Source organism: Streptomyces sp. B1I3 (assembly GCF_030816615.1).
Taxonomy (GTDB): domain Bacteria; phylum Actinomycetota; class Actinomycetes; order Streptomycetales; family Streptomycetaceae; genus Streptomyces.
Map to the genome: position 1 here is coordinate 741,773 of NZ_JAUSYD010000001.1, position 22,170 is coordinate 763,942.

The 22,170-nt window shown below is 70.6% G+C and carries 22 protein-coding genes, 1 tRNA gene and 1 pseudogene; 13 read left to right on the top strand and 11 right to left on the bottom strand.

Going from position 1 to position 22,170, the window contains the following annotated elements; translation table 11 throughout:
* Nucleotides 1-68 precede the first annotated feature (68 nt).
* The 3 genes from QFZ58_RS03730 to QFZ58_RS03740 all read right to left on the bottom strand — a co-directional run bounded on the left by QFZ58_RS03730 (nucleotide 69) and on the right by QFZ58_RS03740 (nucleotide 1,569).
* Nucleotides 69-305, bottom strand: coding sequence for a DUF397 domain-containing protein (locus tag QFZ58_RS03730; RefSeq protein ID WP_307123450.1), 237 nt, complete (start codon nucleotides 303-305; stop codon nucleotides 69-71).
* A gap of 399 nt (nucleotides 306-704) precedes the next feature.
* Nucleotides 705-1,337 carry an SGNH/GDSL hydrolase family protein gene (locus tag QFZ58_RS03735; RefSeq protein WP_307123451.1) on the bottom strand — a complete coding sequence of 211 codons (633 nt, stop codon included), beginning with the start codon at nucleotides 1,335-1,337 and terminating at the stop codon, nucleotides 705-707.
* Nucleotides 1,338-1,407: 70 nt separating this feature from the next.
* Complete coding sequence (locus QFZ58_RS03740) at nucleotides 1,408-1,569, bottom strand: hypothetical protein (protein WP_307123452.1); 162 nt, start codon at nucleotides 1,567-1,569, stop codon at nucleotides 1,408-1,410.
* Between the two features lie 166 nt (nucleotides 1,570-1,735).
* Between QFZ58_RS03740 and QFZ58_RS03745 the strand changes: the two genes are divergently transcribed.
* Nucleotides 1,736-1,808, top strand: a tRNA-Trp gene (locus tag QFZ58_RS03745).
* 48 nt (nucleotides 1,809-1,856) lie between these two features.
* On the opposite strand, the gene QFZ58_RS03750 is transcribed toward QFZ58_RS03745, so the two are convergent.
* Nucleotides 1,857-2,267 carry an organic hydroperoxide resistance protein gene (locus QFZ58_RS03750; RefSeq protein WP_307123453.1) on the bottom strand — a complete coding sequence of 137 codons (411 nt, stop codon included), beginning with the start codon at nucleotides 2,265-2,267 and terminating at the stop codon, nucleotides 1,857-1,859.
* Between the two features lie 108 nt (nucleotides 2,268-2,375).
* Between QFZ58_RS03750 and QFZ58_RS03755 the strand changes: the two genes are divergently transcribed.
* The 3 genes from QFZ58_RS03755 to QFZ58_RS03765 all read left to right on the top strand — a co-directional run bounded on the left by QFZ58_RS03755 (nucleotide 2,376) and on the right by QFZ58_RS03765 (nucleotide 4,871).
* Nucleotides 2,376-2,855, top strand: coding sequence for a MarR family winged helix-turn-helix transcriptional regulator (locus QFZ58_RS03755; RefSeq protein WP_307123454.1), 480 nt, complete (start codon nucleotides 2,376-2,378; stop codon nucleotides 2,853-2,855).
* Between the two features lie 122 nt (nucleotides 2,856-2,977).
* Nucleotides 2,978-3,814, top strand: a complete 837-nt coding sequence (locus QFZ58_RS03760; RefSeq protein ID WP_307123455.1) for a PP2C family protein-serine/threonine phosphatase — start codon at nucleotides 2,978-2,980, stop codon at nucleotides 3,812-3,814.
* Between the two features lie 61 nt (nucleotides 3,815-3,875).
* A complete protein-coding gene (locus QFZ58_RS03765) occupies nucleotides 3,876-4,871 on the top strand; it encodes an MASE1 domain-containing protein (RefSeq protein WP_307123456.1) in 996 nt (331 codons plus the stop codon).
* A 12-nt stretch (nucleotides 4,872-4,883) separates the two neighbouring features.
* Here QFZ58_RS03765 and QFZ58_RS03770 read toward each other — a convergent pair whose 3' ends face one another.
* Nucleotides 4,884-6,188, bottom strand: coding sequence for an FAD-binding protein (locus QFZ58_RS03770; RefSeq protein WP_307123457.1), 1,305 nt, complete (start codon nucleotides 6,186-6,188; stop codon nucleotides 4,884-4,886).
* Nucleotides 6,189-6,237: 49 nt separating this feature from the next.
* Nucleotides 6,238-7,044, bottom strand: a complete 807-nt coding sequence (locus QFZ58_RS03775) for an SAM-dependent methyltransferase (protein WP_307123458.1) — start codon at nucleotides 7,042-7,044, stop codon at nucleotides 6,238-6,240.
* A gap of 314 nt (nucleotides 7,045-7,358) precedes the next feature.
* Between QFZ58_RS03775 and QFZ58_RS03780 the strand changes: the two genes are divergently transcribed.
* From QFZ58_RS03780 to QFZ58_RS03795, 4 genes and pseudogenes are all read left to right on the top strand, one after another.
* Complete coding sequence (locus QFZ58_RS03780; protein WP_307123459.1) at nucleotides 7,359-7,553, top strand: antitoxin; 195 nt, start codon at nucleotides 7,359-7,361, stop codon at nucleotides 7,551-7,553.
* Between the two features lie 269 nt (nucleotides 7,554-7,822).
* Complete coding sequence (locus QFZ58_RS03785; protein WP_307123460.1) at nucleotides 7,823-9,409, top strand: sigma-70 family RNA polymerase sigma factor; 1,587 nt, start codon at nucleotides 7,823-7,825, stop codon at nucleotides 9,407-9,409.
* 262 nt (nucleotides 9,410-9,671) lie between these two features.
* Entirely contained in the window at nucleotides 9,672-11,423 is a 1,752-nt protein-coding gene (locus QFZ58_RS03790) for an FUSC family protein (protein ID WP_307128759.1), read from the top strand.
* Between the two features lie 250 nt (nucleotides 11,424-11,673).
* Nucleotides 11,674-12,052 (top strand): annotated as a pseudogene (locus QFZ58_RS03795) (VOC family protein).
* 119 nt (nucleotides 12,053-12,171) lie between these two features.
* Here the strand turns inward: QFZ58_RS03795 and QFZ58_RS03800 are convergent.
* The 3 genes from QFZ58_RS03800 to QFZ58_RS03810 all read right to left on the bottom strand — a co-directional run bounded on the left by QFZ58_RS03800 (nucleotide 12,172) and on the right by QFZ58_RS03810 (nucleotide 15,006).
* Entirely contained in the window at nucleotides 12,172-12,513 is a 342-nt protein-coding gene (locus tag QFZ58_RS03800; RefSeq protein WP_307128760.1) for a hypothetical protein, read from the bottom strand.
* 53 nt (nucleotides 12,514-12,566) lie between these two features.
* Nucleotides 12,567-14,297, bottom strand: a complete 1,731-nt coding sequence (ctaD, locus tag QFZ58_RS03805; protein ID WP_307123461.1) for a cytochrome c oxidase subunit I — start codon at nucleotides 14,295-14,297, stop codon at nucleotides 12,567-12,569.
* A 157-nt stretch (nucleotides 14,298-14,454) separates the two neighbouring features.
* Nucleotides 14,455-15,006 (bottom strand): glycoside hydrolase family 25 protein, encoded by a 552-nt coding sequence (locus QFZ58_RS03810; protein WP_307123462.1) that lies wholly within the window; start codon nucleotides 15,004-15,006, stop codon nucleotides 14,455-14,457.
* Between the two features lie 257 nt (nucleotides 15,007-15,263).
* Between QFZ58_RS03810 and QFZ58_RS03815 the strand changes: the two genes are divergently transcribed.
* Nucleotides 15,264-15,770 carry an SRPBCC family protein gene (locus QFZ58_RS03815; RefSeq protein WP_307123463.1) on the top strand — a complete coding sequence of 169 codons (507 nt, stop codon included), beginning with the start codon at nucleotides 15,264-15,266 and terminating at the stop codon, nucleotides 15,768-15,770.
* A gap of 176 nt (nucleotides 15,771-15,946) precedes the next feature.
* On the opposite strand, the gene QFZ58_RS03820 is transcribed toward QFZ58_RS03815, so the two are convergent.
* Nucleotides 15,947-16,813, bottom strand: coding sequence for a pentapeptide repeat-containing protein (locus tag QFZ58_RS03820; RefSeq protein WP_307123464.1), 867 nt, complete (start codon nucleotides 16,811-16,813; stop codon nucleotides 15,947-15,949).
* 134 nt (nucleotides 16,814-16,947) lie between these two features.
* On the opposite strand from QFZ58_RS03820, the gene QFZ58_RS03825 reads away from it, so the two are divergent.
* Both QFZ58_RS03825 and QFZ58_RS03830 read left to right on the top strand, forming a co-directional pair.
* Nucleotides 16,948-17,439 carry a hypothetical protein gene (locus tag QFZ58_RS03825; protein ID WP_307123465.1) on the top strand — a complete coding sequence of 164 codons (492 nt, stop codon included), beginning with the start codon at nucleotides 16,948-16,950 and terminating at the stop codon, nucleotides 17,437-17,439.
* Nucleotides 17,440-17,525: 86 nt separating this feature from the next.
* Nucleotides 17,526-17,753, top strand: a complete 228-nt coding sequence (locus tag QFZ58_RS03830; protein ID WP_307123466.1) for a hypothetical protein — start codon at nucleotides 17,526-17,528, stop codon at nucleotides 17,751-17,753.
* 86 nt (nucleotides 17,754-17,839) lie between these two features.
* On the opposite strand, the gene QFZ58_RS03835 is transcribed toward QFZ58_RS03830, so the two are convergent.
* Nucleotides 17,840-18,598 (bottom strand): metalloregulator ArsR/SmtB family transcription factor, encoded by a 759-nt coding sequence (locus QFZ58_RS03835; RefSeq protein WP_307123467.1) that lies wholly within the window; start codon nucleotides 18,596-18,598, stop codon nucleotides 17,840-17,842.
* 209 nt (nucleotides 18,599-18,807) lie between these two features.
* Between QFZ58_RS03835 and rhaI the strand changes: the two genes are divergently transcribed.
* Together rhaI and QFZ58_RS03845 are read left to right on the top strand one after the other, a co-directional pair.
* Complete coding sequence (gene rhaI, locus QFZ58_RS03840) at nucleotides 18,808-19,974, top strand: L-rhamnose isomerase (RefSeq protein ID WP_307123468.1); 1,167 nt, start codon at nucleotides 18,808-18,810, stop codon at nucleotides 19,972-19,974.
* Between the two features lie 70 nt (nucleotides 19,975-20,044).
* A complete protein-coding gene (locus QFZ58_RS03845; RefSeq protein WP_307123469.1) occupies nucleotides 20,045-22,090 on the top strand; it encodes a bifunctional aldolase/short-chain dehydrogenase in 2,046 nt (681 codons plus the stop codon).
* Nucleotides 22,091-22,170 lie beyond the last annotated feature (80 nt).

Sequence of the window (22,170 nt, forward strand, 5' to 3'; positions counted from 1 at the left end):
GTCAGGGCCCCAGTCTGCCATCAGGCACCCCGGCACGGAGTAGGTCCCTGCGAGGTTGCGGTGCGATTTCAGCCGATCATGCGATCGAAGTCACCGTCCCTGACGCCCGCGAGGAAGGCACGCACCTCGTCGGGCGTGTACACGAGGGCCGGCCCCTCGGGGTGCCTGGAGTTGCGCACGGCCACCTCGCCGCCGGGCAGCAGGGCCATCTCGACGCAGTTCCCGCTCGGGTTGCTGTGATGGCTCTTCGTCCACTCCACGCCGGTCAGCGAGTTGGCGGGTACGCCGTTGTCGAAGTGCTGCATGCGGTCCATTCCTTACGGCTGTTGACGGTCGCAGGACCCCGACACGCCGCCAGGGCCCGTACCGGGTGACGGATGCCCTTGCGCACACCCGCATGTGCAATTTCGGATGCAATTGCACGAAGTCCGGACGGCGGAAATACTAGTGGCCGTCCGCACGTCGGCGGCACCGCGAATCGGCCTTCACGGCAGGGTCATCAGGGTTTATGCGGGCAGAACGCGGCTCACGTCAGGAAGTGGCGGCATCCCGTACCCGGTTCTGGCCGAAATTGATCGGCTCCGTCGTGCATGGCACAGAGGCTGTGCGCGCCTTGAGCACGCAGGCGCCGGTGTCCGGCGCCTGGCACCGGCACCGGACTCCCGTCGTTCGGTCGCCCCCCGGCCCCTGTCGCCCCCCGGCCCCTACAGCCCGGCCAGCGCCGTCCAGGCATCGGCCAGCAACCGGTGTCCGAGCGGGGTCGGATGGACCCCGTCGCCCGCGATGTGCTCGGCGCCCCCGGCGGTACGGGCAGCCTGGTTGAGCAGGCCGTCGGCGGCCAGCAGGGCGGCGTCGAATTCCTCGGCCAGCCGCCGGACGACGTGGATCTTGGGGTCCAGGTCCTCCCGCCAGCCCCACTGCTCTTCCGTCACGGGGATCAGGAACGGCTCGACGAGGATCAGCTGAGCGTCCGAACCGTCCCGGGCAAGGGTGAGGACGGCGCGGTAGTCGTCCTCGTACGATCGTGACGAGGTGACCTCGCCCGACCGGTAACGGCACCACGTGTCGTTGACGCCGATCAGCACGGACACCACGTCCGGCTGCAGGCCGCGGGAGTCGTCACGCCACCGGGCGCGCAGGTCCGACACCCGGTCGCCGCCCACTGCCCGGTTGACGAACGTGATGTCACCGTCCGGGCGCGCGGTGCGGACGAGGTCGGCCGCCAACCGGACGTAACCCTGGCCCAAGGGGCTGCCGGGGTCCGACAGACGGCCCACCTCGGTGATGCTGTCCCCCTGGAACAGGACGGTCGCCGAATTGCGCAGGCTGATGATCACGCGGTCCTCCGAACGGGTGGCAAGGGTGATGCGGGCAGCCTGCGGCCCCGGGCAGGGGTCTTCGGCCGCGCTACCGGAGTGCCGTGGGCATGCGCACCGCGCCGAAGTCGAGGGCGCGGTCCACCTCTCGCAGGGTCTCCTCCGCCACCCGCCGCACCTCGGCCGGTACGTCGCCCTGCTCCTCGACGAGGCCGGCGTAGATCGGCGCCTCGGTCCTGTCTGTGAAACTCACGTCGACTGCCTCTTCGTCGGTTGGTGCCCGCCGGTCGGCGGAAACGGCGGCCGAGTCTACGCGGTCGCCGTCGGCCCGGCGCAGGGAGGGCCGGGGAGACCGAGCCGGAGGACCCACAAAACCCGTTGTGGGGAGGCTGCGGCGTACGGCAGGGTGAGGGCACCGAAGGGGTGTAGCTCAGAGGCCAGAGCGCCGGTCTCCAAAACCGGATGCCGCAGGTTCGACTCCTGTCTCCCCTGCCCTGCGCGTTCCCCCTCGGCCTACGGCCGAGGGGGAACCGGGACCCGCTACTCGATGACGAGCTCGACGTCGATGTTGCCGCGCGTGGCCTTGGAGTAGGGGCAGTAGGCGTGGGTCGCCTCGACCAGGCGGCGGCCGGTCTCCCCCTCGAGCGCCTCGGGCAGTTCGACACGCATCACGACCGCCAGACCGAACCCCGTGTCGTCCTTGCCTATCGAGACCTCGGCCGTCACGGCGACGTCCTTGGTGTCGAGCTTCATCTCACGGCCGACCGAGCTCATCGCGCTGGCGAAGCAGGCGGCGTATCCGGCGGCGAAGAGCTGCTCGGGGTTCGTGCCCTCGCCGTTGCCCCCGAGAGCCGGCGGAAGGGCGAGCGCGAGGTCGATCCGGCCGTCCGAGCTCACTGCCCGGCCCTCGCGTCCGTTCGCGGTGGCGGCAGCGGTGTACAGCGCGTCCATGGAATGACCTTCTCTCATGAGGTGATGACCGCGGGCCGGTCACCCCCAAAGAGTTGCACACAACTGAATTGCGCACAACTAAGTGGCGTGGCGCGTTACCCTGGGCCCATGACCTCACCGCCGCCCGCCTCCCCCGAGCTGACCGGCCTGCCGGACGGCGAACTGCTGCGCCTGGACCACCAGGTCTGCTTCTCACTCCAGGCGGCCTCACGGGCCTTCGGCGGCGTCTACCGGGAGGCGCTCAAGGAACTCGGCCTGACCTATCCGCAGTACCTCGCGATGATGGTCCTGTGGGAGCACGGCCCCCTGCCGGTGAGGTCGATCGGCGAACGCCTCCACCTGGACTCCGGAACACTCTCCCCCCTGCTCAAGCGGCTGGAGGTGGCCGGGCTGGTCAGGCGGGAGCGCAGTGCGCGGGACGAGCGGTCGGTCGTGGTGCACCTCACGGACGCCGGAGCCGGGCTGCGGGAACGCGCGCTACCCGTCCCGCGGACGATCCTGGCGGCCACGGGTCTGTCGGTCGAGGAGGTCCTGGCGCTGCAGGAGACTCTCGGGCGGCTCACGGCTTCCCTGAGCCAGGCCGGCTGATCGCACCCGGGAGCACCCCCCGTCCGTCCCGGGTCGCGCCGGTTCCGTGGGACGGCGCAGCGCTCGCAGGACTCCGGCCGCCGAAATAGGATGCAGGGAACTAAGGCAACGCGGAGCGGCCCATGAACCGGCGTCGAACTCCCCGATCGGCGAGCGCCGAGGACCTGCTCAGCACACTGCAGCACCTGACGGCCCGTGCGCGGCAGGAAGTGGGAGTGCATCAGGCCCGGGTCGAACTGGCCCAGGCGCTGCAGCGCAAGATGCTGCCCGCCACACTGCCGACGTTCCCGGGGCTGAAGACCGCCGCCCGCTACGCACCCGCGCGCGACGGACTCGACATCGGCGGCGACTGGTACGACGGCTTCCTGCTGCCCGACGGGGCGCTCGGCCTGGCCGTCGGGGACGTCCAGGGGCACGACGTCGAGGCCGCCGCCTTCATGGGGCAGATACGGATCGCCATGCGGGCCGTCGCGAGTACGGTGGCGGATCCCGGTGAGGTGATGGGTCGCACGAACGACCTGATCCTCTCCATGGACTCGACCCTCTTCGCGACCTGCTCGTTCTTCCGTCTGGATCCGCGCACCCGGGAGTTCGAGAGCGCCAGGGCCGGGCACGTCGCGTGCGTGTGGGCAACTGCGGGCGGCCGGTCGGGAGTCACCGCGGATGCCGGGGGCCTCCCCCTGGGCATCGAGTCCCGCCAGCACTACCCCGTGACCCGGCGCACGCTCGCGGACGACGGCGCGTTCGTGCTGCTCACGGACGGAGTGATCGAGGGGCCCTCGCTGCCGATCGGCGACGGACTCGACCGCGTCAGGCGTCTGCTGAGCTCCCACGTCGGTGACTCCGCCGAGGAGCTGGCGGACAGACTGCTCGAAGCCGCGGTGTTCACCGGTCACGAGGACGACGCCGCCGTCCTGGTCCTGCGCCACGAAGCGGCCCTCGCCACCGGCCCCGCGTGACACGGGCGTCCTGCCGCGTGTCACGGCCACCCGCCGCCATGCGCGGTGTCTGATGAGATGCGTGATCCGCAGCGATGAAACCAGACGCCGAGTCCTGCTCGTTCTGCAGATGCTCGCGATCACCGCTGTCTACTTCGGCTCCGGGCGCCTCGGCCTGCTCCGGCAGGTGGGCGTGGAGGACTCGGTCGTCACCCCGCTGTGGCCGCCCACCGGTATCGCCCTGGCCTCGTTGCTGTACCTGGGTGTACGGGTCCTGCCCGCCATCGCGCTCGGTGCCCTGCTCATGGTCGTCTCGATCAGTGGCGACCTCACACTCGGGGGTGTCGGCATCGCGGCGGGAAGCACCCTTGCCCCCCTGTGCTCCTTCCTCGCGCTGCGGGCAGTGGGGTTTCGCAGGGAACTGGACCGCCTGCGCGACGGTGTCCTGCTGGTGTTCCTCGGAGCCATGGGGGGCATGGTCATCAGTGCCACCGTCGGCGCCGGGATCCAGGCGCTGAGCGGTGACCTGCCCGCCGAACAGTTCTGGCCGGTCTGGTCGGCCTGGTGGGCCGGGGACGCCATGGGCGTGCTCACGGTCACCCCGCTGCTGCTCGTCCTGCGTACGGCCCGGATGCCCCGGCGGGAGGACCGGTGGGCGGAGGCGCTCGCGCTGGCGGTCGTCGCGGTGGGAACGACCGTCGTCGCGACGAGAAGCCCCCTGTCCATGGTCTACCTGCTCTTCCCGGTCCTGATCTGGGCCGCCCTGCGCTTCCAGCTGGCGGGGAGTGCGCCCTGCGCCCTGCTGATGTCCGTGATGGCGATCGTCGCGGGAACCGACCGGGCGGGAGCGTTCGCCGATCACACCGTGCTCGAGGTCATGCTCAACCTGACCGTCCTCAACGGTTGTGTGGCACTCACCGCCCTTCTGCTGGCCGCGATCGTCACCGAGCACAACAACATCCGCCGCGAGACGAAGCTGGCGTGCGAGGAACTGGCCGCCCTGGTGGAGGAGCTCGCGCCGCGTCCGGCGCCGCGGGACTGGCCCGCCGAGCCCCGGAACGAAGGCGGCCCGGTCTGAACGCCGAGCCCCTCAGCCGGCCTGTCCGCCGCCGGCACGCGGGAAGTGGCGGGCGAGGAAGTCGTTGCGGAAGGTGCCGGCGGGGTCGAAGCGGGTCATCAGGGCCTCGAAGTCCGCGTAGTGGTGGTACAGCTCGCGCAGCCGGCCGGGCTCCGTGGTGAACACCTTGCCCCAGTGCGGCCTGGCGCCGAAGGGCGCCAGAGCTTCCTCGATCTCCCCGAGAACGGGCGTGACCGCCGCCGTGTCCGGCACCCAGGTGAAGTGGAAGGCCACGGCGTCGCCGCCCTGGGCCGGACTGAGCCAGAGGTCGTCGGCGGCCACGGTGCGGATCTCGCAGATCTGGAGCAGCGGCGCGATGCTTCCCCGGATCCGTTCCAGCGCCTCGTAGGCCGCGACGGCGTCGCGCCGGGCCACGAAGTACTCCGACTGCAGTTCCTCGCCGTTGCTCGGGGTGAATTCGAGGCGGAAGTGGGGAAGCCGGGCGTGCCACGGGCCGGCATCGCCCTGCTGCTGTGTGCAGTGACCGGCCGGCATGCCCGGGACGGGGTGCCTCGGCCCGTTCGCGAGCGTCGCACCCAGCCAGCGCCGAGGCGCGACGAGCGGGCCGTCGGCCGCGACCCGTCGTTTGAGCCACACCTGGTCGACCGGATCGTCCCGCCAGCTGGTGAACAGGCTCACGCTGTAGGCCTCGGACACCACCTCGTCGAACCTGCCGAGAAGTTCCTCCCGCGGAAGCCCCTCGTAGACCCACTGCTGTACGTCGAACGCCGGCACGAGGTCCAGGGTCAGGCGCGTCACCACTCCGAGCGCGCCCAGGGACACCACCGCCCCGGCGAAGTCGTCGTCGCCGCGCTCCAGGGTCACCAGGCCGCCGTCCGCGGTGACGAGTTCCAGCGCCCGGACGGCCCCGGCCAGGGAGCGGTTGCCGACGCCTGATCCGTGGGTGCCGGTCGCGCAGGCACCGGCGACCGAGATGTGGGGCAGCGAGCCCAGGTTGTGCAGCGCGAACCCGCTCCGGTGCAGGGTGCCGGTCAGCTCACCGAAGCGCAGCCCCGCGCCGACCGTCGCGGTCGCGGTTTCGCGGTCGATCTCGATGGAGCGGGGCAGCCCTGCCACCGAAACGAGGTCGCCGCTCGTATCGGCGACGGTGTTGAAGGAGTGGCCGGTGCCGAGCGCCCGCACCGCGGTGCCGGCGGCCACGATGTCCTGGAGTTCGGCCACCGACGCGGGTGTGTGCAGGTGCCGTGCGCCGAACGCGATGTTGCCGGCCCAGTTCGTCCGCCGGGCGGACGGGACGCGCCCCGATTGATCGATCATGCGTCCGAATCTTACGCCCGCCCGTGCGCGGGCCCGCGCCTGCGCCGGGTCAGACCTTGCGGCCCACGCCACTGACGGCGGGACTCGGTGAGGACTGCCGCTCCCCCTGCCGGGGTTCGGGACGCCAGGCCGCTGTCAGGACGACGCCGGGCTCCACGACCTCCAGCCCGGCGAAGAAGTCGGCGATCCGTGCGGGACTGCGCAGGTGGTACGAGCTCGCGGACTGCGCGTTGTACGCCGCGATCGCCGCGTTCAGGGTCTCGCTGGTGTCGATGCCGTCGGCAAGGACCAGATGGCTGCCGGGTGCGAGAGCCTCCACCAGCCGGGCGGTGACGGCCCAGGGGTCGTCCTCGTCCGGGAGCTGTCCCATGATCCCCAGCATCATCAGGCCGACGGGCCGGGAGAGGTCGAGGGTCCGGGAGGCCTCGTCGAGGATGTGGGCGGTGTCGCGCACATCCGCGTCGATGTAGGCGCAGGCACCCTCGGGGGTACTGGTCAGCAGCGCACGGGCGTGGGTCAGCACGAGGGGGTCGTTGTCGACGTAGACGATGCGGGACTCCGGGGCCAGCGTCTGGGCGACCTCGTGGGTGTTGTCGGCCGTGGGAAGTCCCGTCCCGATGTCGAGGAACTGCCGGATGCCCGCCTCGCCGGTCAGGAAGCCGACCGCGCGGGCGAGGAAGGCCCGCTGGTCGCGTGCGATGTGCGCGATGTCGGGGAAGACCCGAAGGATCGTTTCGCCGGCCTCGGCGTCGGCCGGATAGCTGTCCTTGCCACCGAGGAGGTAGTTCCAGACACGGGCGGAGTGCGGCCGGTCCGTACGGAGACGGCCGCTCGGTGGCTGCCGGGAATCGTTCATGACGGAGACCTCGGACATCCGGCCCCCCACGCCGCCGGAGCGACCGGGAGGCAGACGGGGGTCAGTACGGGAGTACGCGTCCGGACGGTGTACGCAGATCCGGCGGGGGTGGCCCCGCGGGGGGCTGCGGACGGCGGACGATCTGGATGCGGCCCACGGCCACCACCTCCACATGGTCACCCGGTATCTGCCCACCGGAGCGCCCTTCACACGTCCCGCGCGCCGCGGGACCGCAGGCCGGCGTTCGCGGATGCGGTGCGCGGCGTGTGCGGAGACCCTGGACAGGGGGGACGCCGAGCGGAGGAGGATCCGTCATGTCCGCCATGGACAAGATCAAGAAGATGCTGAAGGGCCACGAGGACCAGGCAGGGAAGGGTGTCGACAAGACCGGCGACATGGTCGACGACCGGACGCAGGGAAAGTACAGCAAGCACGTCGACACCGGCCAGGACAAGCTCCACCAGCAGCTCGGCCAGGACCGGAACCCGGACGACCCGCCGCGCGGCTGACCGCGAGGTCCGCCGGTCGGCAGCCCGGCCGGGCTCGGTCCGTCACCTGTTCCGCGTGTCAGGCCCGGCGGCAGGTCCTCGGCCGCCGCCGGGCCTGACACGGCCCCCGAGAGCGGGGGACGACCCCCAGGTGCCCGCGCACGCCTCCTGCCGCAGGCCCGGGGCACGTCTCGTGAGCCCGCAGCCGGTTTCCTGTTATCGTCCCCGCCGCACAGCGTCTCCCGAGTGTGGGAAGTGACGGAACAGGATCCCGGAAGAGTGGGCGCACCATGGGCGAGGCACGCGAGACGACGTTGGTCAAGGCGGCTCAGAAAGGTGACCAGCGGGCCCAGGACCGGCTTGTGGCGTCGTATCTGCCCCTCGTGTACAACATCGTCGGCCGTGCGCTGGACGGGCACGCGGATGTCGACGACGTGGTCCAGGAGAGTGTGCTGCGCATGCTTCGCGGCCTGCCCGCCCTGCGCACGCCGGGAAGCTTCCGGTCGTGGTTCGTGGCCATCACCATGAACCAGTTGCGGGAGCACTGGCGTGAGCGTGGGTCGGGTGAGATGTCCACGATCCGGATGCACGAGGCGCACGACGTCGTCGATCACAGGGCGGATTTCGTCGAGCTGACTCTCCTGCGCCTCGGCCTGACCGGGCAGCGGCGGGAGGTCGCCGAGGCCACCCGGTGGCTGGACGAGGACGACCGCGCGCTGCTGTCGCTGTGGTGGCTGGAGACGGCCGGAGAACTCACGCGGGCCGAGGTCACCTGCGCTCTCGAGCTGACCGCCCAGCACACCGCGGTACGTGTGCAGCGGATGAAGGCACAGCTGGAGGCGGCCAGAGTGGTCGTGCGCGCGCTGGCGGCGCACCCGCGGTGCGTCCTGCTGGAGGACCTCACCACCCAGTGGGACGGGACACCGTCCGCTCTCTGGCGCAAGCGGCTGTCCCGTCACGCGCGTGGTTGCACGGTCTGCTCGGGGTACCGCTCCGGCCTGGTCCCTGCCGAGAGCCTGCTGGTGGGCCTGGCCCTCGTTCCCGTGGCGGCGTCGGCCGCCGGGCGGGCAGACGCGATATCCGTGGCCGGGGTGGGTCGCTCTGCAGCTCCCGGACGCGCCGAGCGCCGTCGGGGGGAGGCCCGGCGGCGCCGTCGTACCACCGTGGTGGCGGGAGTGCTGGCGGTCGCGGCGCTGGGTGGCGGCGGTGGCGCGGTGCACCTGTACACGGACGGCGGGAACGAGGAACGGTCGACGGCCGCCGGAGGGCCGGCGGCCCCCACGACGGCTCCGGTCCCCCCGCCGGTTCGTACCCCGGTTCCTCCCTCGTCGGCCCCTCGGTCGTCCGCCTCGGCGTCCCCGTCGCCGTCCGCCGCCAGGAGCCGGAGCGCGTCGCCGACGCGGGGCACGGTGCCGAGGCCGCGCACACCCACCCCCGCGCCCCCTGCCGCCCCGGCACCCGGGCCCGCGTCCCCGGCACCGTCGACGGCGTCCTCACCGACGGACGAGGAGGTCGTGCGGCTCGTCAACGCCGAGCGGGCGAAGGCGGGATGCGAGCCTGTGGGCACCAGCGGCGCGCTGGCCACGGCCGCGTCGCGCCACTCCGCCGACATGGTCGCGCGGGACTACTTCTCCCACACATCTCCGGACGGTACGGACCCCGGCGACCGCATCACCGCGGCCGGCTACCGGTGGAGCACGTACGGCGAGAACATCGCGAAGGGCCAGACCACAGCCGCCTCGGTGATGGACGCCTGGATGAACAGCCCTGGTCACCGGGCGAACATCCTCAACTGCGCGTTCGAGGAGATCGGTATCGGCAGGCAGGAGTCGCCCTCCGGCCCGGTCTGGACCCAGGCCTTCGGCGCCGCTCTGTGACACCGCAGGCCGGTCGCACGGCCGGCCGACACATTCCGGAAACGGTCAGGTAGCACCACCTCCACACCGGGGTTCTACGCTGGCCCCGTGCCCAGGCCGAAGGTGTCCGCCGGCGAGACGACACCTTCCCCCGCGCGAACAGGAACCCGGTGTGACTCCCCCTCTTCCTCCCCTGCCCCCGTGGCTCGGTCATGTGTTGCGGACCCAGCGCGGGCCGCTCCCGTGGAACGCCGTCCTGCGCGGGGCGCCGGCGTGCGTGCCGATGCTCGTGGCCGTGCTCGCCGAGCGGCCGACCGCCGGGGTGCCCGCCGCGCTGGGCGCGATGCTGGCCGGGATCAACGACCGGCCCGGCAGCCGCCGGGCCTCGGTCACCCGTCTCGGCGTCCCGGCTGTGGCGGGTGCGTCCGGACTGCTGCTCGGCACGTCGATCGCGGCGGCCGCGGGCGCCGGACGGTCGCTGGTTGCCCTGCCGCTCGTGTTCGGGCTCCTGGGGCTGGTGGCGGGCGCGCTCAGCTCGACGGGCCCCGTCGCGTCGGCCTGCGGGACGCAGTTGCTGGTGGCGGCCGTGATCGGAGCCGGCATGCCGTTGCCGGAACCGGGTCCTCTGCGCGCACTGCTGTACCTGTCCGGTGCGGGCTGGCTGCTCCTGCTCCGGCTCGCCGTCCCGTCACCGGGCCGGCTCGGCGACGGGCCGTACCGCCTCGACGGAGAACGGGAAGCGGTCGCCGCGATGTACGAGGCGGTGGCCCGGCTGCTGCGGGCGACCGGCGGCCCGCATGCCCGGGCCGAACGGGCGGCCCTGAGCGCGGCCCTCGATCACGCGCAGGACGCGCTGGCGGGACCGCGGCTGCGGCGCCACGCGAGTACCGCTGCCGAACGGCGGCTGCATGCCCGGTATGCGGCGGCGTTGCCGCTGGCCGAGGCCGCGACCGCACTGGCCTGGGCCGGGATGCCGCTGCCCGCCCGCATCACGGAGGGCCCACGCAGGCTGGCGGACGCGGTGCGCTCCGGAAAGCCCTGCGGGAGGCTCCCGGCCCCCGCTCGGACGGACGCGGGACTGCGTGCTCTGGACGATGCCCTGCTGGGGGCCGCGGCGGTCTTCGACCGCGCCGACCGCGCCGGGGACGTGTCGCCGAGGGCGGGGAAGGCGTTGCGGTACGCCTCTGCCGCAAGCCGGGCGTGGAGTGCCGCGGGCCGTGAGTACGGTCTGCGGGTGGCCACGTGCTGTGTCACGAGTACGGCCGTGGCGCAGGCGCTGCATCACGAGCATTGGTACTGGCTGCCCGCCACCACGGTGTTCCTCGTCAAGCCGGACCTGGGTCCGCTGGCCTCACGCGTGCTGTGCAGAGCCGTGGGAACCGTGGTGGGGGCCGGGGTCTTCGCCGCACTGGCGCTGCTGCTGTCCGGTCCGCTCGCACTGGTCGCGGTGGTGGCGGTGTGCGGCGCGCTGCTGCCGGTGGCCACACGTCACTTCGCGGCGCAGACGGCGGTGGTCACCGTGCTGGTGCTGTCCCTCGTACGGCTCGGCGGTGAACCCTCCGCCTCCTGGGAGCGGGTCGTGGAGTCCCTCCTCGCCTGCGCGACGGTGCTGCTCGTCGGCCACCTGCCGCTGCCCGGGCGGCGGGGGCACTCCGTACGGGCCGCCGTCGACACGGCGGTGGGAGCGGCGCACCGCTACCTGGGGCACGTCCTGGAAGCCCCGGGGGACCACACGGCCCGCGGGACACTACGACGCGACGCGTACCGGTCGCTCGCGGTGGCTCGTTCGGCCATCGAGCTCTCCGCCGCCGAACTGCCGTCGGTGGCACGGCACTCCGCCGGGTCCGAGGAGGTCGTGAGCGCCGTGGAGCGGCTCATCGACACGACGACCGCGTGTGCGGTGCAACTGGCGGAGCCGTCCTGTGGACTGCCGCCGTCCCATGCCGAACAGCTCGCCGCCCATCTCTCGGAGCTCGACCGGGTCCGTTCGGCACCTGACCGGGCCGGGGTGATCGTAGGCCCGCCCCCGTCGTGAACCCGGCGCGCTCGCAAGGGAGCCTCCGCCACTCGCCGGTCCTCCTGTCGGTCCGTCACCTGGACGGAGCGGCGTGACCGTTGCGGGCACGCCTCCTCGATCATGTGGATGAGGATGCAGCGGAGGGAGAACGCCTCCTCCCGCAGCCGGCCGCGCGTCCGGTCCGGCACACTGCGGTCGCACGGTCTCGTGCCGGCGCTGCGGGAAATCGGCCAGCCAGGCGCGGCCGCGGCCTCGTAGGATGCGCCGCATGATCGCCGAACTGCAGTGCGTGGTGCTGGACAGCCCTGATCCGGCGCTGCTGGCCGCCCTTCTACGCGGCCGTCCTCGGTGGAACAGTCGATCAGCCCGACCGTCGGTGGGCTCTCGGCGCTGGCTGGGCGACCGTTCACACCCCGGCCGGATTCGTCCTCGCCTTCCAGCGGGTCGAGGACTACCGGCCTCCGCGGTGGCCGGACCCCGAGCGCCCGCAGCATTTCCACACGGACTTCGCCGTCTCCGATCTGGGCCGCGCCCACGAGCAGGTGCTCGCTCTCGGCGCCACCTTGCTGGACGCAGGCCCGGCCGGACGGAGCTGGCGCGTCTACGCGGACCCCGCCGGCCATCCGTTCTGCCTGGTCCGGCACTGAGGCGGACGGTTTGGGCACCACCGGTGCCGGTACATGGTCCGGGCGTCCGGAGCGCTCGGGACGCCCGTTCCACCGGGCGGTGAGTCACACAGGTCAGCCGTGTCATGAGGCCGCGCGGGTCACCGGCTGATCAGTGTCACCGCCGCGCAGGCGCCGCTCGCCGCGGCCACGGCCATGACGGACGCGGCCACGCAGCGGGCCCGCAGACGCTCGTACCGTGCGGTGTACTCACCCCGGAGTTCGGCGGCCCGGCCCACGATCCTCGTGAGGGATTCCCGGCAGACGACCACCCTATCCGCCACGTATACACGTTCGACGTCCTCACGCTGGGCCGTGGTGAGCCACGGCAGTTGTGCGGTGAAGAGGCCTGCCTGACGGCGGGCCTCCTCGACCTCGGCGTTCCAGAGCAGGTAGCCCTCCACCTGGGCCAGGCCCCGGGCGCTCTCCTCGTCCCGCTTCACGCCGTCCTCCTCTCGTCGGGTCGTTCCTGTCATCGGGTCGTCGGTGCGAACCCTCAGGTCTGCTTGTCGCCCGGCGCCACCGTGACGGACTCGTCGGGGCGGGTCGCCATCTCCTCGAGGGCTCGCACCGAGGGGTGGTGCAGGTCGAACGCCGGGGATTCCGAACGGATCCGCGGCAGGCTGAGGAAGTTGTGCCGCGGCGGCGGGCAGGTGGTGGCCCATTCGAGCGAACGGCCGTAGCCCCACGGGTCGTCGACCTCGATCTTCTCGCCGTACTTGGCCGTCTTCCAGACGTTGTACAGGAAGGGGAGCATGGACAGACCCAACAGGAAGGAGGCGATCGTGGAGATCGTGTTGAGCGCGGTGAAGCCGTCGGCGGCGAGGTAGTCCGCGTAACGACGCGGCATGCCCTCGGCTCCGAGCCAGTGCTGCACCAGGAACGTGCCGTGGAAGCCGACGAACAGCGTCCAGAACGTCATCTTCCCGAGGCGCTCGTCCAGCATCTTGCCGGTGAATTTCGGCCACCAGAAATGGAATCCGGCGAACATCGCGAAGACCACGGTACCGAAGACGACGTAGTGGAAGTGCGCGACGACGAAATACGAGTCGGAGACGTGGAAGTCCAGCGGCGGCGAGGCCAGGATCACGCCGGTCAGACCACCGAAGAGGAAGGTCACGAGAAAGCCGATCGACCAGAGCATCGGTGTCTCGAAGGAAAGCGACCCCTTCCACATCGTGCCGATCCAGTTGAAGAACTTCACACCGGTCGGTACCGCGATCAGGAAGGTCATGAACGAGAAGAACGGCAACAGCACACCGCCCGTGACGTACATGTGGTGCGCCCACACCGTCGCGGAAAGGCCGGCGATGGCGATCGTCGCGCTGATCAGGCCGACGTATCCGAAAATCGGCTTCCGGCTGAACACCGGAATGATCTCGGAGACGATGCCGAAGAACGGCAGGGCGATGATGTACACCTCTGGATGGCCGAAGAACCAGAAGAGGTGTTGCCACAGCAACGCACCACCGTTGGCCGGGTCGAAGATGTGCGCGCCGAATTTACGGTCGGCCATCAGCGCGAGGAGCGCGGCGGCCAGGACGGGGAAGGCCAGCAGGACCAGCACACCGGTCAGCAGGACGTTCCACGTGAAGATCGGCATACGGAACATCGTCATGCCGGGGGCGCGCATGCAGATGATCGTGGTGATGAAGTTGACCGAGCCGAGGATCGTACCGAAGCCGGAGAAGGCCAGACCCATCACCCACAGGTTGGCCCCGGCACCTGGCGTCCGGATCACGTCCGACAGCGGGGTGTAGGCGAACCACCCGAAGTCGGCCGCACCCTGCGGGGTGAGGAAGCCGGAGACGGCGATGAGCGAGCCGAAGAGGTACAGCCAGTAGGCAAGCATGTTCAGCCGCGGGAACGCCACGTCGGGCGCGCCGATCTGCAGCGGCATGATCCAGTTCGCGAAGCCGGCGAACAGCGGCGTCGCGAACATCAGCAGCATGACCGTGCCGTGCATCGTGAACGCCTGGTTGTACTGCTCGTTCGACACGATCTGAATACCGGGGCGGGCCAGCTCGGCGCGCATCACGAGCGCCAGGACTCCACCGATGAGGAAGAACAGGAACGAGGTGGCCAGGTACAGCGTGCCGATCGTCTTGTGGTCGGTGGTGGTCAGCCACTTGATGACCAGGGCACCCGGCCGGAGACTCCGGACGGGCAGCTCGTCCTGGTAGGCGGGATCGGCTTCCGCCGATGCTGAGGGGCCCCTCGTCGTCACTGCGGCACTCCTTCGGTCGACGGCCGGATGTGAACTCGGCGACCAGGATGGACCCCCTTCAGCGGTACCGCGCGACATCCCCGTCGGTACTCCACCAGTGGTTGGCAAAGGACACTCCATTGGCCGATGGTGAAGACGCCCGTGTTGACGTGACTTCTCAGCCGCCGGCCCAGGAGCGCAACGCCTGCCGCGAAGGGAAGTCGGCGACGTTCTTGTCGAGCGGACTGTCGGTGTACTGGTGCACGCGCCAGGAGGCCTCGATCCGCGGCTTTCCGGCCGGCACGTGGTCGGCGATCCAGAGTCCGTCGCCCGCGTAGGCGCTCGTGTCGTGGGTGCGCCAGAAGGAGCGGTTGCAGTAGAGGAGAACGCGGTGATGCGGCCTCAGCCGTTTCACCTCCCGGATGAAGCGGTCCTTGTCCTTGCTGCCGGCGTGCGTGCCCTCACCGGTCTGTTCCCAGTCGGCGGCGAGGAGATCGCCCGGCTTCTCCGGCGTCCGGGCGACGAAGTAGGCCGCCTGCTCCTTCGCGTGTCCCGGCCACAGGAAGTGGTAGAAGCCGACCACGCATCCGGCTTCCCTGGCCCGGGCGACTTGTCCTTCGAGTCGTGGATTGACGTACGAGCGGCCTTCGGTGGCCTTGACGAAGACGAAGTCCAGGCCGTCCGTATCGAAGTCCGTCTGATGGGAGCTCACATCGACGCCGTGCAGCACGGCCACCACCTCCGAGGGGGCGCTGTGATTCCGCTTCTCTCCCCATAGGTGCCCACCTGGGACGTTCCCATCCGACGGCCGACCGCAGAACCGATTCACCAGAATCAGAACGCTTGTGCGCCGGGTGCACCGGGCCGCAGCCGAGATCCCGCCGTCCGGGGGTCGCGCGGGATGGGCCACACTGTGGAACGCCAACCGTTCGCACAGGCCCGACCGGCTTCCGTCAGGCGCCCGGCCGACCGTGCACAAGGAGCCTCATGCGCCGCACCATGTCCGTGTCGGACAGCATCCTGATCAAGGCAGCCCCCACGGCCGTGTACGAACAGCTCAGCGACCCTACGGCCATGGGGCGCTGGAGCCCGGAGAACCGGGGTGCGCGTGTACTCGGCGGCCGGCGGGACGCCCATGTGGGCATGGTCTTCGAAGGCCGTAACAGGCGCGGTTCGTTCCGCTGGACGACGAGGTGCACGGTGACCGCCGCCGACCCGGGTGAACGGTTCGCCTTCCGCGTGCACGCGATCGGCGCCCGGCGGCCTTGGCTGCCCGGCGCGATCGCCCTGTGGGAGTACCGCTTCGAGGCGGTCGACGGTTGCACACGGGTGACGGAGACGTGGACCGACAACCGGCGGTCGTGGCCCGATGTCCTCGCGAACGCGTTCGACCGGGTCGCGACGCGTGGGCACACATTCGCCGAGTTCCAGCGCGGCAACATCCGCACGACTCTTCAGCGCCTCAAGGCCGCACTGGAGCAGGAGGGCGGGTAGCCTCCGAGAACTCCTCACGAACCGGTCTTCGAGGTGATCGGATCGCTCGCGGCCAGCGATCTGCGGTGGAACGGCGAAGGAGCCGATGTCCAGGCAACCGCACGCCACCGGCGTATGCGGGCCGGGTCCGGACACGCAGGAGCAGAAGACGCCGACAGGCGCTCCGTCAGGGTCCGTCAGGGTCCGTCAGGGGTCATGGACCAGTGGGTGGGTCGGCCGAGGGACCTCGGCAGCCGTGTGGCAGCGTTGCCCTTCGCCGCGTTCAGCTGGGACTGGGTGACGAAAAGGGTTCCGGTGAGGTCGGCGTCCGACAGGTCGGCGTCGCGGAAGTCCGCGCCGATGAGGTCGGCACCACGCAGGTCGGCGCCGCGCAGGTCTGCCGCGATGAGGTAGGCCCCGCGGAGGTCGGCGCCCCGCAGGTCGGCGCCTTGGAGACGGGCGCCGATGAGATCGGCACCCCGGCGGATGCGCTTGTCACGCCTGTTCCCCCGCGGACCGGTGCTTCGCACGAGTTCGCCCGCCCTCTGCAGCAGCGCGGCGACCTTCTCGCGGTGCGCGGAGACGTCCAGCTCGGCGAGGTCCTCGGCACTGCCGTGCGTGAGGCGTTCGGTGGCTTCGAAGGCGGCGCGGAGCTCCCCGTGCACAGGCTCGGCGGCGGGCAGAGCGAGTGCTTCGGTGAGGTACCAGAGGAGTTCGTGGAGCCGCCGCATCACCGGGAAGACCTGGAACATCTGCGGGGCGGTGTCCGGTGCGCGCTTCCAGTCCCTGCCGCCGTAGGTCTCCTGGGAGACCTTCTGGCCGGCTCCGAAGCAGTCGTACACCGTGCAACCGGAGAAGCCGGCCGGCCGCAGCCGGGCGTGTATGCCACAGCGGAAGTCGTCCCGTAGGTTGCGGCAGGGTTCGCCCGCGTCCTTGTTGATCGCGAAGTCGGCCGACGCGGTAAGCGTCAGGGCCACGCAGCACAGCCCGAAGCAGTTCGCGCAGTCGGCGCGCAGAGCGGCCCGGCCGGTGACGGGTGCGGCGGTCGGATCGTTGTCGGGCACGTGTGCGCTTCCTCCGGTGCGTGCGGGTGGGAAGAGCTTATCGGCCGTCCGGGTCGGGTCGCGCCCGCCCGCTGTCAGTGGGCGGGCGCACACTGACAGCGCAGTGGGCGGAGTGCTGACGGAGGAGGCGGTTCGTGGACACGTCGCAGGAGGGCGGGTTCGAGCCGGCGACGGGGGACGGACCGGCGGTGACCGGGCCTCAGGGCGGGCGCGAGGCGGTGGTGCGGACCGCGTTCGAAGGGCTGTTGCAGATCAGGCGGCTCATGCATGCGGGCCTGGGGGACCCGGGATGCGCACCCGCGCCATGGGAGGTGCACCGGCCGGTGCGGGCCGTGGCGCTGGCACTGGAGGCCGCCGGGATATCCGCCTCCGCGGTCGGCCCCTCCGGGGAGCGGACCGCCACGGGCTACCGCGTGTGCGCGGGCGAGGCTCCGGGTTCCGTACGCGTCGAGTGGGTCGGTCCGCCCGGGGGCGGAGCGGCTCATGGGGAGGAGGAGGCCCTGGCCGGGTGCGTGACGGTGTTGCGGCGGCTGGGCTGGACGGCTCTTCTGTACCGGGGACCACGCCGACGGCGCTTCCTGGAGGTCGAAGCACCGGCTGCCGCTTCGCGGAGGGAGCAGGACTGAACAGGTCTCCCGCACGCGCGAAGGTGCGTTGTCAGACCCGTGGGGGATGCTTGACGGTCCGACACCTCTGAGCGGGAGATGCTGACATGCGCAATGACGAGATCGCCGCGGCCAAGGCGTACGTCCGTCTACTGGAGGCGACGCGCGCCGCGCTGGCGGACCCGTCCGACGCCCCTCTGTACATGCCGTTGCTCGCTTCCCCGATCGAGGAAGCGGACGAGGCTCTGCGCAGCGCGGGATTTGCGGGGAACGAGGAACGTCTCTTCGCTGTCGTACGGGCGCTGCAGCCGAGCCTGAGCGCTTCGGACCGCTGACGGATCCGCCCGGCGGACGCACGGGTGCCGTGGTGGGTGATCCGCCTGTGCGCGACGGGGATCACCCACCACGGCCCCGGCGGTGGTTACCGGCTGCCGTACATGAGCGAGCCCGGTGTCGTCAGGAGCTCGCCGGTCTCGAGCCAGGTCTTGAGGCCGGAAAGGATCATCGGCCAGCCGCCGTACAGCTGGTCGTTGGCGCCCTCGCGCAGTTCGTCGTGGGTGACCGTCAGGCGGCAGGAGTCGCCGACCGGCTCGATCTCCCACGTCACGCGGGTCTCCCCCTCGCTCTTCACGTCGTCGCTCCAGAGCGCCACCATGCTCTGGACCAGTCTGCGTGGCGGGTCGACCTCCAGATTCCGGCCCTCTCCGAGCGGGCCGCCGGCCCCCGGAGCGCTCATCTCGAAGCGCGAGCCCGGTGTCCAGTCGGAGGTGACGCGGGCACCGAAGTTGTACGTGCTTCTGATCTCGGGGTCCGTGATCGCCTCCCAGAGGCGTTCGGGGGTGGTGCGGATGTAGATCTCGAAGACCTTCTCCATCGGATTCTCCAGTCGGCTCTTGAGGCCGCTGAGCCCCGCGGCCCAGGGTTCCGCGTACTTGCTCACCCACCGGTCGTGGATGAGCCGGATGGGCACCGGGTTGAGGAAGTGCAGCTTTTCCCGGCCCCGTCGTCTGGTGACCACCAGACCCGCCGCCTCCAGCAGCCTCAGGTGCTTCATCACCGCGAAGCGTGTGATCTCGAAGCGCGCCTCCAACGCACTCAGTGTCTGTCCGTCACTGCGGAAGAGCTCGTCGAGCAGACTGCGCCGCGTCGGATCAGCCAGCGCCTTGAAGACCGCGTCCATACGTCCAAAATAGGTGACCATTTGGTCACATGTCAACATCCGAAGCGCCGGACGTACGCTCCGCCGGGGTAGTGAATTGATTCAAATCAAGAACGACGTGACCAGCTGCTTGACGGGCAGCATGGGGAATACCTAGCGTACGGTCCGGATGAAACGATTCACATCCCGATCCTGACCGGTCGCCGGATGACTCTGCATACGAGGTGTTCATGTCTGATGTGTCGGCCGTCAAGGCAGCCCTGAGGTCTCAGGTCATCGAGACGCCGTCCTGGGGGTACGGCAACTCCGGGACCCGCTTCAAGGTCTTCGCCCAGCCCGGAGTCCCGCGCGACCCGTTCGAGAAGCTGGCGGACGCCGCCCAGGTGCATCAGTACACCGGGGTGGCCCCGAAGGTCTCGCTGCACATCCCGTGGGACAGGGTCGAGGACTACGCGGCGCTCACCCGGCATGCGTCGGATCTGGGCTTGCGCATCGGCGCCATCAACTCCAACGTGTTCCAGGACGACGACTTCAAGCTGGGCTCGGTCACCCATCCGGACCCCTCGGTCCGGCGCAAGGCCACCGACCACCTGCTCGAGTGCGTCGACATCATGGACGCCACCGGCTCGCCCGACCTCAAACTGTGGTTCTCCGACGGCACCAACTACCCCGGCCAGGACGACATCGCGGGCCGTCAGGGGCGCCTGGCCGAAGCCCTCGCCGAGGTGTACGAACGGCTCGGGGACGACCAGCGGATGCTTCTGGAGTACAAGCTCTTCGAGCCGGCGTTCTACACCACCGACGTCCCGGACTGGGGTACTTCATACGCCCACTGCCTCAAGCTGGGCCCGAAGGCCCAGGTCGTCGTGGACACCGGACACCACGCGCCGGGCACGAACATCGAGTTCATCGTGGCGTTCCTGCTGCGCGAGGGAAAGCTCGGCGCGTTCGACTTCAACTCCCGCTTCTATGCCGACGACGACCTGATGGCAGGGGCCGCCGACCCGTTCCAGCTGTTCCGGATCATGCATGAAGTGGTCAAGAACGGCGGCCTGGAGGCCGAGACGAACGTCAATTTCATGCTCGACCAGTGCCACAACATCGAGGCCAAGATCCCTGCCGTCATCCGCTCCGTCACCAACGTGCAGGAAGCCACGGCGAAGGCGCTGCTCATCGACACCGAGGCGCTGGCCGCGGCGCAGCGGTCCGGTGACGTCCTGGCCGCCAACGGCGTACTGATGGACGCGTTCAACACCGACGTCCGGCCGCTGCTCGCCGACATGCGCGAGGAACTCGGCCTGGCCCGTGACCCGTTCGCCGCCTACCTCGCCTCCGGCAACCAGGAGCGCATCGCCGCCGACCGGGTCGGCGGAGAACAGGCCGGCTGGGGCGCCTGAGCCCCGCTTCCCCGCACCGTACGTCCAGCTCCGGCGCACCCGCCCGCCCCATCACCGCGAAGGAACCCTCATGACGTCCGCGACGCACGCCGAAGTCGCCGCGCTCCTGGAGCGCGCCCACCGGATCGGCTCCGACCCCCGCAACACCAACTACGCCGGCGGCAACACCTCCGCCAAGGCGACGGAGACCGACCCGGTCACCGGCGGCGAGACCGAGCTCCTCTGGGTGAAGGGGTCGGGCGGCGACCTCGGGACGCTGACCGAGGCCGGCCTCGCCGTGCTCCGGCTGGACCGCGTGCGCGCTCTCAAGGACGTGTACCCGGGAGTGGAACGCGAGGACGAGATGGTCCCGGCGTTCGACTACTGCCTCCACGGCAAGGGTGGTGCCGCTCCCTCGATCGACACCGCCATGCACGCCCTCGTCGACGCCGCACACGTCGACCACCTGCACCCCGACTCGGGCATCGCGCTGGCCTGCGCGGCCGACGGCGAGAAGCTGACGACGGAGTGCTTCGGCGACAAGGTGGCGTGGGTGGGCTGGCGGCGGCCCGGCTTCCAGCTCGGCCTGGACATCGCGGCGGTCAAGGAGGCCAACCCGCAGGCCGTCGGTGTGGTCCTGGGCGGACACGGCATCACCGCCTGGGGCGACACCTCCGAGGAGTGCGAGCGCAACGCCCTGTGGATGATCCGGACCGCTGAGACGTTCCTCGAGGAACATGGCAGGACCGAGCCGTTCGGGCCCGTGCTCCCCGGCCTGGAGGCCCTTGGCGAAGAGGCGCGCCGGGAGCGGGCCGCCGCCCTCGCTCCGGTGATCCGCGGCCTGGCGTCGACGGACCGCCCGCAGGTGGGGCACTTCACCGACGCCGGCCCCGTGCTGGACTTCCTCTCGCGCGCCGAGCACCCGCGCCTCGCCGCCCTCGGTACGTCCTGCCCCGACCATTTCCTGCGTACGAAGGTCAGTCCGCTCGTCCTGGACCTGCCCGCCGACGCGCCCCTGGACGAAGCTGTCGCCCGGCTCGAGGTGCTCCATCAGGAGTACCGGGAGGCGTACCGCGCGTACTACGGGCGTCACGCCACTCCCGGCTCGCCCGCGATGCGGGGTGCGGATCCGGCGATCGTGCTGGTGCCGGGGGTCGGGATGTTCTCCTTCGGCAAGGACAAGCAGACGGCCCGGGTCGCCGGGGAGTTCTACCTCAACGCCATCAACGTGATGCGGGGCGCCGAGGCCGTCTCGTCGTACGCGCCGATCGAGGAGTCCGAGAAGTTCCGCATCGAGTACTGGGAGCTGGAGGAGGCGAAGCTTCGCCGGATGCCGCCTCCGAAGGCCCTGGCCACCCGGATCGCCCTGGTCACCGGAGCGGGGTCGGGCATCGGCAAGGCCATCGCGCACCGCCTCGTGGCGGAGGGCGCCTGTGTCGTGGTCGCGGATCTGAACGCGGAGAACGCCGCCGCGGTCGCCGAGGAGCTCGGCGGGCCGGACAAGGCGGTGGCGGTCACGGTCGACGTGACCGGCGAAGATCAGATCACCGACGCGTTCAAGGCCGCGGTGCTTGCCTTCGGCGGAGTGGACCTGGTCGTGAACAACGCCGGGATCTCCATCTCCAAACCGCTGCTGGAAACCACCGCCCGCGACTGGGACCTGCAGCACGACATCATGGCGCGCGGTTCCTTCCTCGTCTCCCGGGAGGCGGCGCGGGTGATGCAGGCACAGCGGCTCGGTGGTGACATCGTCTACATCGCGTCCAAGAACGCCGTCTTCGCCGGTCCGAACAACATCGCCTACTCGGCCACGAAGGCCGACCAGGCGCACCAGGTCAGGCTGCTGGCTGCCGAGCTCGGCGAACACGGCATCCGGGTCAACGGCATCAACCCCGACGGCGTGGTGCGCGGTTCGGGGATCTTCGCGGCCGGGTGGGGGGCCCAGCGCGCGGCGACGTACGGCATCGAGGAGGAGAAGCTCGGCGAGTTCTACGCCCAGCGCACGCTCCTCAAGCGCGAGGTGCTGCCGGAGCACGTCGCCAACGCCGTCTTCGCGCTGACCGGCGGCGACCTGACACACACCACAGGACTCCACATCCCCGTCGACGCCGGTGTGGCGGCGGCCTTCCTGCGCTGACCCCACGTGCGGTCCACCGCGCCCCGCACACCGTTCGGCGAACGGCCGGGGCGCGGTCCCGCCCGGATCGGATGAGATGG